Here is a 12,553-nt window from a genome sequence, read left to right on the forward strand (position 1 = left end):
GCGGACCGTAGACTGAATCCGGCGCGCATTCGCACCGCCGATCACCCGTTCACATCCCATTGAAAGAGTTCCTACTTTGAACAAGACCGACCTCGTCGCGGCCATCGCTGCAGATACCGACCTCAGCAAGGCAGATGTTGCTCGAGCACTCGATTCCGTCATCGAAAATCTCTCACGCGCGCTGGCACGCGGTGACGCCGTTCAGTTGACTGGCTTTGGCACGTTCTCGGTGTCGAATCGCTCAGAACGCACTGGCCGAAACCCGTCGACTGGCGAACCAATCCTCATCAAGGCCAGCAAGGCGCCCAAGTTTTCTCCAGGCAAGGCCTTGAAGGACGCAGTCAATGCCGTGAGCTGAGAGAGCTCTCTACGCCGGGTCGGGCACGCACCGAAATCAGATCGAACTCGACACGGTGCAGCGGGCCAGTTCAATCGACGCTCGGTTGATCCAATTCGTACTCATCACGATCGTCAGCCACATTGACCAAGTCGTTTCGTTGCTTGCATCCGGAGCACAAAAAGAAGACGCCATCGCCATCGATCTTGGGCTCCGCGGATCGAGGCATGACCTCGAGACTGCAGTTTCTGCATTTCCACATGGTCACGCTCCTAAAACGTAGCCCGTCGCGCCGGGCAGCGAGCCGCGTCCGCGCGTCGGACGAATGACATCAATTTGTACTGATGGCACATGTGACAGCGGTTTTCACCGCCCAAAGAAAACGTCCTCAGCCTTGGACGTTGCGCTTTCGGCCTGCTGAATCCAAGCGAGGCATCTCTGCTTGAGCGATTCGACGCCCGCGCTATCCGTCGAATCGGGAAGATTCAATGCAAGCTTGCATTGCTGCTCCCCCCTAAAACTTATGTCCGCAGTTGCATAGAACGCGCCGTCAACGCGGGTCCGGCAAATGGTGTAAACCCAAAGGCCCGACCTCCCACTGTATAGGAATGCTTCGCCATCCATGTGGAACCCCGCGGTACTCAGTACAAGCGTGGTACCAGGATCGATGATTGGCGCGAGCAACAAGCGTTTTCACCGTAGCACGAACAGGCTACTCTCACAATCGGACCAGAGACCGCCTTAGGGCCATGTTGAGCTGGATGCCAGGTCGACTTCTTTCCCGCTTTGCCGACCTGCCGAGTCCCAAAAACCCCATGTGCTTTTCTGGCATTCGTACCGATGTCAATCTTCCCCCGACTGCCAGGCTGCGGCTCGCGAGGCCGCCGAGCAGGCAACGCTCGCGGCGGAGCCCGAGAACGGGCGAAAGCGCGCGGACGCTGCACGCGCAAAGCAGCAGTCCCAGGCCAGACTTCAGCCTAGGAACGCCCAACAGTTGTTCGCAGGCGCCGACGAACTGATGGCCCAAGGAAGCCCCCCCCGTGCCCGTGAAGTGCAGAGCGCCTTGACGAGCCGCTTCCCGCTGCTTCGGCAAGGACTACGCGCGAACCCTGGCAGAGTGGCGTCGCCGGTTCCTCGCCGCCTGGCCGCAGACCGAGCCACTCGGCTTCGACGCCGCGTTCAAGCGCTTGTGGACCTACTACCTCTCCTACTGCGAGGCCGGTTTCCGCGCGGGGCTCGTCGACGTCGGCCTCTACCGGTTGCGCGTGGCTGAAGTCGGACCCGCCTGATCGGTCGACATAGCCTGAGCCGCACGCTTGGCGCCCGGAGATCCTGGGCATCATTCCCGTCCGGCTACGCTTGCCTGACAAGGTTCAGCGCTGGTAGAGGTCCGCCCGGGAACTGCTGCATCGCGCCGCCCGTAGCGAGCCCGCCCAAATCCACCACCGCAAAGCCCAGCGATTCGAAGAGCCTCACCACTTCGGCTTTGGCCTGCGCGTCGTCGCCCGACATGAAGAGCACACGGCGCCCGCCGTTCGTGCGCGGATCGGCCGCGAGCAGGGGCGGCGGTAGCGTGTTTGCGATCTTCACCACGCGCGCACCCGGCACGTGGTCGGCCACCACCTGGCTCGACGTGCGGCCGCCGAGTTCGGCGAGGCGAAAGCCTGGCATCTCGACCGGGTTCATGGTGTCGATCACGATGCGGCCGTCCAGTGGGGGCAGACCAGCAGTGGCGCTTCCCAAGTGCTGCCAGGGCACCGAGAGAACGAGCATGTCGGCCTGCGCCGCTTCGGCGCGCGTGCCGGCGCGGGTCTTGCCGCCGGTGCTGCGTACCGGGTCGGCGAGCGATTCGGGGCCTCGGCTGTTCGACAGCACGATGTCGTGGCCGGCGTTGGAGAACTGCTTGGCGAGCGCGAGGCCGATGCTGCCGGCGCCGATGAATCCGATCTTCATGGTGAAGCTCCTTGTGTGGATGAACGAGGGGGTCAGGCCGAATAGCCGCCGTCAACCGCGATGCTCGCGCCGGTCACGAAGCTCGCTGCGGGGCTGGCGAGCCAGGCCACCGCGTTGGCGATCTCGTCCACGTGTGCGTAGCGGCCCAGCGCGATGTAGGTGCGCGCCTGCTGCGCGAAGTCGCTGGTCGCGGGATTCATGTCGGTATCGGTCGGGCCGGGCATCACGTTGTTGACCGTGATGCCACGCGGGCCGAGGTCGCGAGCCAGCGCCTTGGTCAGACCGGCCACGGCGGCCTTGGTCATCACGTAGAGAGCCCCGCCGGCGTAAGGCACGTACTGGCTGTTGATGCTGCCGATGTTCACCACCCGGCCGCCCTCGCTCATGTGCTTGAGCGCTTCCTGCGTGGCAACGAACAGGCCCTTGAGGTTGACGTCCACCATGCGGTCGAAGTCGTCAAGGCCGATGTCCTGCACGGGCTTGCCGATAGCGATGGCGGCGTTGTTCACGAGGATGTCCAGGCGCCCGAAGGTAGCGACGGCCTGCGCCACCGCAGCACGCACTTCGTCGGGCCGGCTGGCATCGGCGGCGATGGCGAGCGCCTTGCCGCCCGCGGCTTCGATGGCGGCGACCACGGCTTGCGCCGGTTCGGGTGAGGCGACATAGGTGATGGCGACCGCTGCACCGTCGGCGGCCAGCCGGCGGGCGATGCCGGCGCCCATGCCGCGCGAGGCGCCGGTCACGAGAGCCACCTTGCCGGACAGCGGCAGCGTGGCGGTGGAAAGAGAAGAGACGGAAGAAGAAGACGAGGAGGTCATGGTGTTTCCTTGGTGGAAGGGGTTGGACATGGCGCAATGGTCGGCCCGGGACTCATTTCGCGGTAGCCGGTAATGGTTGGAATCTTTTTCAAGCAATGCTTGAAAATAAGAGGCCATGGAAACACTCGCCAATCTCGAATCCTTCGTTCGCAGCGCCGAGTCGGGCAGCTTCTCCGAGGCGGCGCGCCGGCTGGGTCTGACGCCCGCAGCCGTGAGCCGCAACGTGGCGAGGCTTGAGGCCAACCTCGGCGTGCGGCTGTTTCAGCGCAGCACACGACGCCTCACCCTCACCGAGGCGGGCGAGCGCTTCTTGCAGTCGGTGTCGGGCGGACTGGAGGACATTCAGACCGCCATTGCGGGCGTCTCGACCGAGGCCGGGCAGCCGGCCGGCGTCCTCAAGGTGAGCATGGCGCCAGGCTTCGGCGTGGACTATGTGGTGCCGCTGCTGCCGGCATTCATGCAGCGCCACCCGGCCGTGCGCCCCGACTGGCATTTCGACAACCGGCACGTGGACCTGATCGCGGAGGGCTACGACGCGGCCATTGGCGGCGGTACCGAACTCACGCCCGGCGTCGTGGCGCGTGAATTGGCACGTGCGCACATTGTCGCGGTGGCATCGCCAACCTACATGGCGGGGCGCAAGGCACCACGCGAGCCGGCCGACCTAGCGACGCTCGACGGCATCGTGATGCGCTCGGTACACAGCGGCCGGCTGCGCGACCGCATGATGCGGGACAGTGCCGGCGCACAGGCTCCTGTCGAGCTGCAACCGCGTATCGTGCTCAGTGACCCAGACGCGTTGTGTCGGGCAGCGCTGCTCGGCCTGGGCGTCGCATTGGTTGCGATGCCGCATGCGCTGCCACATCTCGAAAGCGGCGCGCTGCTGCGCGTGCTGCCACGCTGGTATGCCGACGGCGGGCCCATCTCGCTCTACTTCGCTGGCGGGCGGCTGCTACCGGCCAAGACTCGGGCCTTCGTCGACTTCGTGGTCGAGGCCTTCGAGCGGGAAAGGTTGGCGGAGCGCTTCTCGGCAGTCTGAAAACGTCGTGAGCTGGGGAGGCGGCATCCTTGGCTCACGATCGCAGATTCGGTGCCCGCACTGATCGACTCGCAGCTGCTCGCCAGAACCAGCCAGCACTCAACCGCCAATAACGGGGCATTTAAGAGGGCTAGCTTTTGGCGCACAGACGGGGCTGCCCCACGCCGCCGACGGATACTTGCGCAGCTTACGGCAACAACAGCCCCAGAGCACCCAACGGACCGTCATCGTCGTCTGGCCTGCATCGACCTCTGTAGCTTGCGTGGCATGGCCGTCTAGACCTTCATGTAGATTTGTTCCTCACGCCTGCGCTCCTCAATCGCTTTGCCGCATTGGGCCATCGCATAGAGGCTTAGACCCCAGCCTTCGATCATCCCTGTCGTCTGAGGATTTCGCGTTGGGGACTGTACTTTTTCCTCACGGTGATCATAGGCAGGGAGCGTTGTTGCGACTCGGCTCGGCACTGTAGACCGAGGGCTGGTCGATGTGAAATTGCACATGAGCAGAAAGCGAGAAGTAGCATCCGCCCATGTGGAAGCCTGCCAACCTCATCGTGATCGCCGGCCGCACCCTGACCGATCAGGAGGCGTGGTGGCACGAATTTAAGAAAGAGCTGCACGACCAGTGCAACGGCAAGCTCGACGGTGACTGGCTCACCATGGTGTGCCGCGTTGTCTACTCCATCGCCTTCAACGATGACCCGCGCCACATCGCGAGACTGGCGCATGCTGTCTTTAGGCTCCAGAGGCCAAAACTCGGCGGTGCGGCGCACAGAATACATATGCGCCGGCCACGGTCAAATCAGTGCAGGGGCGCTTCTCGGCCTCGGCGATAGAGGTCGCTTCGCATCGGCGCTGCTTGTCATTCAACACTGACCTCGTGAACGAAGTCCAGAGCGATCGCTAAACGCCGCTTGCCACCCTATCCATGTGCGGCGGAAATGTCCAAATCACCGCCCCTAGGCTCAGAATCGTTTCGACGTTGGACTCGTAGCAGCTACTGCTCGGGTTCAGTTCACCGATCATCTGCAAGACTTGCGAAACGGCATCGTCCGGCAGTTTGGCCAGGTCCAGGTCAGTCAACTCGGAGAGACGCAGCGCCACATCCGTGCGGGTCATCTCTGCACCCGATGCGGTCGGAGGAAACAGCCGGCGGCTTCGCACATCGTCGAACATTAGTAATTTGCATTACTCTTGTCAACAATTAGCTCCTTGGACTTCGTCTAGCTCCCCATCTGAACCGCCTCCCGAGGCGCCCTTGCCCGCCTTCGTGCGGGCTTTTTCTTGACCCGAGCACTGTGGTCACCGGGTTCCGTGGGCTCCCACAAATGCGGTATTTGGTCTACAAATTGCACGACTAGACTTTTGGCCGTCCGGATCGAGGAGACGCCCCAATGATGAAGACAACCGCGCTGGGCCTTGCCTTCTGGGCAAGCGTTCTGGCCATCCCCCTAAGCGCCCACGCACAGCCCCTGCCTGAGTTGAAGTGCGAGGAGTTGAAGGAAGAGACCGTTGCGCCCATTGCGGCGCTCTGCAAAGCGCATATTGGCTGCGGCTATGTCCTGAACAGCCATCGCCGCTGCGCCGATGCCAAAGGTTATCTGGAGCGCTTGCAGCCGCTTATCGGCGAGGGAACGAAAACGCTTTTTGGCATCCGCAAGGAGGTCACGCCGGACGCAGTGTTCACCGCCGTTTTGGGAGGCGAGGCCTACGCGAACGCGCGCGACTTGGAGGAGCGCTCCCCAGAAGCCAGAGAAACGATCCGAAAAATCGGCGACGTGGTTCGCGCGGTCGGAGCAGGCGAGGTGTTGACCGGCCGGTGGAAAACCAACGTCCAGTGGGTCTATTACGGACAGGTACGCGACGGCAAAAGCCAAGGCGTTGGCACGTTGATCTCGGAGTATGGCTCGATCGAGCGCGGAACATTCGGCGATAACGGCCTGAAGGGCGACGGAGACGCACCAAGGAAGACGACGCCCAACCCGATGACCGGGAGAAAGTCCATCGACGGGCCTGCCCGCACGGTCGGAAGATTTATCGATGGACACTTTTTTCGGGGGCAAATCCTCAGTATCAGCGGCGACGAGTTGTACCTGCTCGATGGAGCTTGGTCTTACGACAACGGCAAACAAACTTTCACCGGAATCAAGACTTATGCCGACGGCCGGCGCTTTGAAGGACGTATCGTCAGCAGTCTGCATGACGCGGGGCGGTTGTTGCGTGCAGACGGCACATTGGCGGAAGCGGGCAACTACGAAAAAGGCAAGCTATCGGTGGGCAGACAATACGACGGATCAGGCAAGACCGTTATCGCTGAGATTGATCTTCCGGCCGAACGCAAGGCTGCCGAGGCGAAGGCGGAGCAAGACAAGCTGTTGCAGGCACAAGAGCAGGAACGACGTAAGCAGGAGGTTGCCGCACAGGCCGAGCAGCAATTCCGTGCCAGCTTGCAGGCGATGAATGCCGGCCAACTCTTCGCGCGAGCCGACGAACTGAACGTTCAGGGCGACCGCACCCGCGCCCGGGAAGTGCAGCGCGTACTGATGAGCCGCTTCCCCGACCATCCGCTGACGGCCACGACGGCGCGGCAGATAACAGGTGAGTCCGGTGGCAGCACGGCAGCGGGCGGAGGTTCGTCGCCAGCGGGTACGGCAAACGCAGCCGGCCGCCCCGCAGGAACGCGCCTTTCCAGCCAGACCTGCGAAGCCATGAAGCAAACTGTCATGACGACCAGGGTGCCGCCCAATGCATCGGTGACCGCTAGGACGGAAACGGTGATGTTCATGACAAAGACGGTGCTGGACATGATTGCCGGCGGCTGTCCGACGGACGGCACCACACCGGCACAGATCGAGGCGGAGCGACAAGAGCGCCAACGACAGTACGCAGCGGCCGAAAGCGCCTGCAACCAAGTGCAGTCTGGCGGGCGTCGCTGCGTGCCGCAGGCTCATTCATCAGCAGGAGCGGTGAGCAAACCTCCAGTCGCATCAGCAGCAAACAATGCGCGGCAGTCCGCGGTCGGCTATGACCCTGTGACTGGTCGTTGCTTGCCGATTGATTCGTGTGAATGCCAGCAGACCTGTGGCGTGCCCCGCAGTTCTTCAGGCGGCGGGGGTATCCGAACGGCGCGCTGACCAGGCAGGTTTTTAATCTCGCCTCAAAGAGGTGCGCCAACGGTGATCTGCTTTTGGGCCACCTGTCAGCACGCTAGCAGCCCGCTCTAGTGCCGTAAGCGTCGCTTTTTTTTTTTGGGGGGCGCATCCACCTTGCTCACCGGAGATAGCGACGGCTGCCCACCTGTCATCCCCGCGGCGTGCAGCCGTCACCACGACACAGTGGTCGCCCCATCTGAAGCAAGGCCCACTTTCGATCCCTGTCATGCTGGCTCTCCTTTGATCACGAACCGATTGCGATCTTCCGAAGGCAGCCCATCGAGGGCAACTCCAAACAATGATAGGTTGACGGCGCGATGCCTTGGAGCGCTCAGCATCGCGAAGGGCTTGAGAGTGCGTTATCCGCAGGTGCAAAGTTGAGGGTGAGGGTCGATTTGATGCGTGACGCGATCAGTCAAGCTTCACGCCTGCCTCGCGAATCACCTTGCCCCACATGGCGCGGTCCGCGTTGATGAACGCCGTGAACTCGGCCGGCGTGTTGCAGCGCAGTTCGCCGCCGTAGTCGCGCCACTTCTTCGCCAGCTCAGGCGACTGGCAAACCTTGCGCATGGCCGCGCTGAGTTTCTCCAGGACGGCCGGCGGCGTGCCCGCGGGCGCAAGCACGCCTTGCCAGGCGATGGGCGCGTAGTCGGGCAAGCCCTGTTCCGCGAAGGTCGGCACGTTCGGAAAGCTGGGGTGGCGCTCCTTGCCGGTGATGGCCAGCAGCTTGAGCTTGCCCGCCTGCACGTTGCTCGCAGCGGCCGGCAAGCCATCGAACATCAACTGGATCTGGCCCGCCAGCAGGTCGGTGTACGGGCTGTTGCTGTTGTACGGAATGAGGTTGGCCTTCACGCCCGCGACGTTGTTGAACCACACGGCCGACAGGTGCGAATAGCTCCCGATGCCTTGCGTGGCAACCGACGCGAAGTCGGGTCTGGCCTTGAATTGGGCAATGAGCCCGCGCGCGTCGCTGGCCTGCACGCCCGGGTGGGCGATCAGCCCGGTGTTGAGCACGCCCAGCAGGCTGATCGGCGCGAAGTCGCGCTCCGCATTGAACGGCAGCTTGTTGTACAGGTGCGGCACCACCGACAGCGAGCTGGTGGTGCCGATGTACAGCGAGTAGCCGTCCGCAGGCGCCCTGGCCGCCGCCTCGGTGCCGATGATGTTCGAGGCGCCCGGCCGGTTCTCGACGAAGAACGACTGCCCCAGGATCTTGGTGAGCTCGGCCGCGAGTTCCCGGGCGTTGGCGTCGGGGCCGCTGCCTGCCGGGAAGGGGGCAATGATGCGCACCGGCTTGGTGGGGTACTCGGCCTGAGGGGCAGCAGTGGCGGCACAGGCGAAGCCCGCGGCGAGCGCCAGGGCGGCCAACGAATGGACGGCGAGCCTCTTGAGGAAGGTCATGAATTTGTCTCCATCTGCGAATCCGTGCCAATTGCACGAGATCGGATCATACAAAAATCACTTACATTATCAAAATACGATAATATTCTAAACATTCATCCAATCGACGCCCTGCTGATGCCGCCCGTTCTCAAATGGAGACAAATTGATGCAACCTTCCCCAACATCGAATCTGCAGTTCAGCCACATCGGCCTGTACGTCACCGACCTGCCGCGCATGGCGGGCTTCTACAAGCAGGCGCTTCGCTTCACGCAGACGGATGCGGGCGACCTAGGCACGGTGCAGCTGGTGTTCTTGAGCCGCGATCCCACCGAGCACCACCAGCTGGTGCTCGCCACGGGACGGCCCGCGGACATGACCTTCAACGTTGTGAACCAGATTTCCTTCCGGGTACCCGATCTGGCCACGTTGCGCGGCTTTCATGACCGGCTGCTGGCAGAAGGCGCCACCGAAATGCACCCGGTGACCCATGGCAACGCGGTGTCGGTGTATTGCCGCGATCCGGAAGGCAATCGGCTCGAGCTGTTCATGGACACGCCGTGGTACTGCGACCAGCCGCTGCGCGAGAGCATTGACCTGGCGCAGACAGACGAGGCCATCCTTATGCAGGCCGAGGCCATCGCCAAGCGCTTTCCCAAATTCATGAGCCGCGCGCAATGGCAGGCCGACATCGCGTGCCGCATGCAGGAAGACCAGAATGCCTGAGTGCTCGCACGTCTACGACGTGGCCATCGTGGGTTTGGGGCCGACCGGCGCCATGCTCGCCAACCTGCTGGGCGCAGCAGGCCGGTCCGTGCTTGTGCTGGAAAAAGAGGCCGGCATCTTTTCACTGCCGCGTGCCATCCACTTCGACGGCGAGGTGCTTCGCACCTTTCAGGCGGCCGGTCTTCGCGAGCAGGTGCTGGCGATCTCCCGCCCCGGCACGCAGGGCATGCACTTCGTCAACGGCGCGGGCGAGACGATGCTCATCCGCGGCGGCACGGCCGCGCTCGGCCCTCACGGATGCGCCAACAACTACTACTTCCACCAGCCGCAGCTCGAGGCGGTGCTGCGAGATGGCATCGCGCGTTTCGCGCAGGTCGAAGTCAAGCGGCGGCATGAGTTCATCGATATCCGGCAGGACGCCGATGTCGCCACGCTGAGCTATCGCGCGATGGACAGCGGCCAGATGCATTCGGCGCAGGCCCGCTTTGTCGTCGGCTGCGATGGTGCCCGCTCCCCCATCCGCCAGCACATCGGAAGTCCCATGGTCGACCTGGGCTTGCGCCAGCCCTGGCTGGTTTTCGACGTGGTGCTGACGCAGCCGGTGGACCTGCCCGATCACACGGTGCAGCACTGTGATCCGCGCCGGCCCATGACCTACTGCCACGTGGTGGGCGCGCGCCGGCGCTGGGAGATCATGGTGCTGCCCGACGACGACCGCGAGGCGCTCGTCCAGCCAGACCATCTCTGGGGGATGGTGGCGCCTTGGGTGCGCCGCGACCAGGCGACGCTGGAGCGTGCAGCGATCTACACCTTCCACTCGGTGATCGCTGACGGATGGCGCGAGCGTCGCCTGTTCCTCGCCGGCGACGCGTGCCACCAGACGCCGCCCTTTCTCGGACAGGGCATGTGCGCAGGCATCCGCGATGCCTCGAACCTGGCCTGGAAGCTCGATGCGGTGCTTGCCGGCCGCGCGCCGCACACCTTGCTGGACACTTACGAGTCCGAGCGCAAGCCGCACGTGCGCGCGCTGATCGAACTCGCCGTGCGCCTGGGCAGCATCATCCAGACCACCGACTTGCAGCAGGCCGCCGAGCGCGATGCGAAGTTCAAGGCCGGTCAGCCGGAGATCTTCGAGCTGCCGCCGCAGCTGCTCGGCGCAGGCGCTTTCGACGCCGCGGCGGACGGCCCCGCCGGCCGGCCTTTTCCGCAGCCGCGACTCGCGGACGGACGCCTGCTCGATGAACTGCTCGGCCGCCGAAGTGCGGTCATCGGACACAGGAACACGCTCTCGGCGGCCGCGCCGGCGACGGTGCAGCGCTGGCTGCACAGCGATGCCGTGGTGATCGACCGCCCCGATCCACGCCTGGACGCCTGGCTGCAGGCGCATGACGCCAATGCCGTGATACTGCGGCCCGACCGATATATCGTCGGCGTGGCGCGATCAGGGGCTGATCTGGATCGCATTTCGCAATACCTCCCCGTCGCGCCATGAACTATTCATTGGGGAACTGCCGTGTCCGAATCTTCCACGTCGAGCCTGGAACGCATGCTGGGCGTGCTCGACCTCTTCGACGACACCCATCTGACACGCACGGCGGAAGACATCGCCACGACGCTGGACGTTTCGCTGCCCACGAGCTACCGCTACGTGCGCCTGCTGCTGCAGGCGGGCCTGCTGCAGCGCGTGGAGGATTCGCATTACGCCCTGGGGCCGCGCATCATCCTGCTGGACCACTACATCCGCCGCGCCGATCCGGTGCTGAAGGTCGGCTTGCCGATCCTTCGCGAGCTGGTCGCGGCCACGGGCTTCGACTGCGTGGTGACGGGCGTGTTCGGCATGCAGGTGCTCGACACGCACCGCGAGATGGGCGGCATGCCGGCCGAGCTGGCCTACGGGCGGGGCCGCCCGCGGCCGCTGTTCCTCGGTGGTGCGCCGAAGGTGCTGCTGTCCACCTTCGGTCCCGCCCAGCTCAAGAAGGTCTTCGAGTCGCGGCACGAGGAGCTTGTGCGTTGCGGGCTGCCCGCGGAGTGGCCGGAGTTTCGCCGCTACTACGCGGCCATCCGCAAGGCGGGCTACTACGTATCCAACGGCGAGCTGGAGCCGCAGCTGGCGGCCGTGGCCGCACCCATCCCGAAGTCGGATGGCGGCGCCTGGGCTGCCATTTCCCTCGTATTCGATACCTCGCGCCTGGCGATCGTCGACCTTGAAAAGTTGGTCCGACTGATCACCGAGGCCACGACGCGCATCGGAGGTCGGTTGGCCTAGATCCACCCCAACCCTCCCCAAGGAAATTCCCATGAAACTCATCAGCTATCACCACAACGGCCAGGACGGCTACGGTGCCGTAGTGGGCAACCGCGTGGTCGATCTGCGCGCGATCTTTGCCGATCGTGCGCCGGATCTGAAGGCGTTCATCGCCGCGGACCTCGTCTCGCAGGCAGCCGCCAAGGTGGCCGCCGCAACGGCCACACTGTCCCTGGCCGACGTCAGGCTGCTGCCGGTGATTCCCAACCCAGACAAGATCTTCTGCATCGGCCTGAACTACGCCGAGCACATTCGCGAGACCGGCAAGGAGGTGACGGAAAAGCCCGTGATCTTCCTGCGCGTGGCCGACTCGCAGCTGGCCCACGGCGAAGACATCGTGCGCCCGCGCGCCTCCGAACGCCTGGACTACGAAGGCGAGATCGCGATCGTCATCGGCAAGGGCGGCCGCCATATCTCCGAAGCCGATGCCTGGTCGCACATCGCCGGCTACAGCTGCTACAACGACGGCAGCGTGCGCGACTGGCAGCTTCACACCTCGCAGTGGACGCCGGGCAAGAACTTCTGGCGCACTGGCAGCTTCGGCCCCTGGATGGTGACGGCCGACGAGATCGCCGCCGACCAGAAGATGACGCTGGTCACGCGGCTGAATGGCCAGGAGATGCAGCGGGCCACCACCGATATGATGGTGCACAGCATTCCGCGCCAGATCGCCTACATCTCCACGTTCGTCCCGCTTGCGCCCGGTGACGTCATCGTGACCGGCACGCCGGGTGGCGTCGGCAACAAGCGCACGCCGCAGGTCTTCATGAAGCCCGGTGATGTCTGCGAGATCGAGGTGGACGCGATCGGTGTGCTGCGCAACGGCATCTGCGACGAGTGAGC

General features: G+C 64.0%; 12 protein-coding genes and 1 pseudogene. 9 read left to right on the top strand and 4 right to left on the bottom strand.

Translation table 11 applies throughout. The features are described from left to right. Nucleotides 1-76: 76 nt before the first annotated feature. The gene (locus AC07YS_RS06645; RefSeq protein WP_492699153.1) at nt 77-358 is read left to right on the top strand and encodes an HU family DNA-binding protein; all 282 of its coding nucleotides are present in this window, start codon (nt 77-79) and stop codon (nt 356-358) included. 1,073 nt (nt 359-1,431) lie between these two features. Beyond that, a pseudogene (locus tag AC07YS_RS06650) lies at nt 1,432-1,626 on the top strand (class I SAM-dependent methyltransferase); the annotation flags it as partial. 64 nt (nt 1,627-1,690) lie between these two features. Here AC07YS_RS06650 and AC07YS_RS06655 read toward each other — a convergent pair. Together AC07YS_RS06655 and AC07YS_RS06660 are read right to left on the bottom strand one after the other, a co-directional pair. Next, entirely contained in the window at nt 1,691-2,290 is a 600-nt protein-coding gene (locus tag AC07YS_RS06655; protein ID WP_492699151.1) for an NADPH-dependent F420 reductase, read from the bottom strand. Nucleotides 2,291-2,322: 32 nt separating this feature from the next. Continuing rightward, nucleotides 2,323-3,108, bottom strand: a complete 786-nt coding sequence (locus AC07YS_RS06660; protein ID WP_492699149.1) for a 3-oxoacyl-ACP reductase family protein — start codon at nt 3,106-3,108, stop codon at nt 2,323-2,325. A gap of 115 nt (nt 3,109-3,223) precedes the next feature. Here AC07YS_RS06660 and AC07YS_RS06665 point away from each other — a divergent pair, with 115 nt between their 5' ends. Next, nucleotides 3,224-4,147, top strand: coding sequence for a LysR family transcriptional regulator (locus tag AC07YS_RS06665; protein ID WP_159270757.1), 924 nt, complete (start codon nt 3,224-3,226; stop codon nt 4,145-4,147). Nucleotides 4,148-4,676: 529 nt separating this feature from the next. Further along, nucleotides 4,677-4,982: a hypothetical protein gene (locus AC07YS_RS06670; RefSeq protein WP_159270756.1), complete on the top strand. Its 306-nt coding sequence runs from the start codon at nt 4,677-4,679 to the stop codon at nt 4,980-4,982. A gap of 67 nt (nt 4,983-5,049) precedes the next feature. Here AC07YS_RS06670 and AC07YS_RS06675 read toward each other — a convergent pair whose 3' ends face one another. Continuing rightward, nucleotides 5,050-5,322, bottom strand: coding sequence for a hypothetical protein (locus AC07YS_RS06675; RefSeq protein WP_492699147.1), 273 nt, complete (start codon nt 5,320-5,322; stop codon nt 5,050-5,052). A gap of 218 nt (nt 5,323-5,540) precedes the next feature. Between AC07YS_RS06675 and AC07YS_RS06680 the strand changes: the two genes are divergently transcribed. Continuing rightward, entirely contained in the window at nt 5,541-7,280 is a 1,740-nt protein-coding gene (locus AC07YS_RS06680; protein ID WP_492699145.1) for an MORN repeat-containing protein, read from the top strand. Between the two features lie 429 nt (nt 7,281-7,709). Here AC07YS_RS06680 and AC07YS_RS06685 read toward each other — a convergent pair whose 3' ends face one another. Then, nucleotides 7,710-8,699 carry a Bug family tripartite tricarboxylate transporter substrate binding protein gene (locus AC07YS_RS06685; RefSeq protein ID WP_159275339.1) on the bottom strand — a complete coding sequence of 330 codons (990 nt, stop codon included), beginning with the start codon at nt 8,697-8,699 and terminating at the stop codon, nt 7,710-7,712. Nucleotides 8,700-8,847: 148 nt separating this feature from the next. On the opposite strand from AC07YS_RS06685, the gene AC07YS_RS06690 reads away from it, so the two are divergent. From AC07YS_RS06690 to AC07YS_RS06705, 4 genes are read left to right on the top strand one after another with little or no spacing between them, the layout of a single operon-like run. Beyond that, nucleotides 8,848-9,405, top strand: coding sequence for a VOC family protein (locus AC07YS_RS06690; RefSeq protein ID WP_159275338.1), 558 nt, complete (start codon nt 8,848-8,850; stop codon nt 9,403-9,405). Further along, nucleotides 9,398-10,897, top strand: a complete 1,500-nt coding sequence (gene mhpA, locus AC07YS_RS06695; protein ID WP_492699143.1) for a bifunctional 3-(3-hydroxy-phenyl)propionate/3-hydroxycinnamic acid hydroxylase MhpA — start codon at nt 9,398-9,400, stop codon at nt 10,895-10,897. Before AC07YS_RS06690 ends, mhpA begins: the two co-directional genes overlap by 8 nt. Before the next feature lie 21 nt (nt 10,898-10,918). Next, on the top strand, nt 10,919-11,671 hold the full coding sequence (locus AC07YS_RS06700; protein WP_235944342.1) for an IclR family transcriptional regulator: 753 nt from the start codon (nt 10,919-10,921) through the stop codon (nt 11,669-11,671). Nucleotides 11,672-11,702: 31 nt separating this feature from the next. Then, nucleotides 11,703-12,551, top strand: coding sequence for a fumarylacetoacetate hydrolase family protein (locus AC07YS_RS06705; protein WP_159275336.1), 849 nt, complete (start codon nt 11,703-11,705; stop codon nt 12,549-12,551). Nucleotides 12,552-12,553: the final 2 nt, after the last annotated feature.

The sequence above is a fragment of the Variovorax sp. GW458-11-26-14-LB1 genome (assembly GCF_059423965.1).

Excerpts from the sequence above, each read along its gene's own strand:
- AC07YS_RS06655 (WP_492699151.1), bottom strand. The coding sequence starts at position 2,290 with ATGAAGATCGGATTCATCGGCGCCGGCAGCATCGGCCTCGCGCTCGCC.
- AC07YS_RS06660 (WP_492699149.1), bottom strand. The coding sequence starts at position 3,108 with ATGACCTCCTCGTCTTCTTCTTCCGTCTCTTCTCTTTCCACCGCCACG.
- AC07YS_RS06665 (WP_159270757.1), top strand. The coding sequence starts at position 3,224 with ATGGAAACACTCGCCAATCTCGAATCCTTCGTTCGCAGCGCCGAGTCG.
- AC07YS_RS06670 (WP_159270756.1), top strand. The coding sequence starts at position 4,677 with ATGTGGAAGCCTGCCAACCTCATCGTGATCGCCGGCCGCACCCTGACC.
- AC07YS_RS06675 (WP_492699147.1), bottom strand. The coding sequence starts at position 5,322 with ATGTTCGACGATGTGCGAAGCCGCCGGCTGTTTCCTCCGACCGCATCG.
- AC07YS_RS06680 (WP_492699145.1), top strand. The coding sequence starts at position 5,541 with ATGATGAAGACAACCGCGCTGGGCCTTGCCTTCTGGGCAAGCGTTCTG.
- AC07YS_RS06685 (WP_159275339.1), bottom strand. The coding sequence starts at position 8,699 with ATGACCTTCCTCAAGAGGCTCGCCGTCCATTCGTTGGCCGCCCTGGCG.
- AC07YS_RS06690 (WP_159275338.1), top strand. The coding sequence starts at position 8,848 with ATGCAACCTTCCCCAACATCGAATCTGCAGTTCAGCCACATCGGCCTG.
- mhpA (WP_492699143.1), top strand. The coding sequence starts at position 9,398 with ATGCCTGAGTGCTCGCACGTCTACGACGTGGCCATCGTGGGTTTGGGG.
- AC07YS_RS06705 (WP_159275336.1), top strand. The coding sequence starts at position 11,703 with ATGAAACTCATCAGCTATCACCACAACGGCCAGGACGGCTACGGTGCC.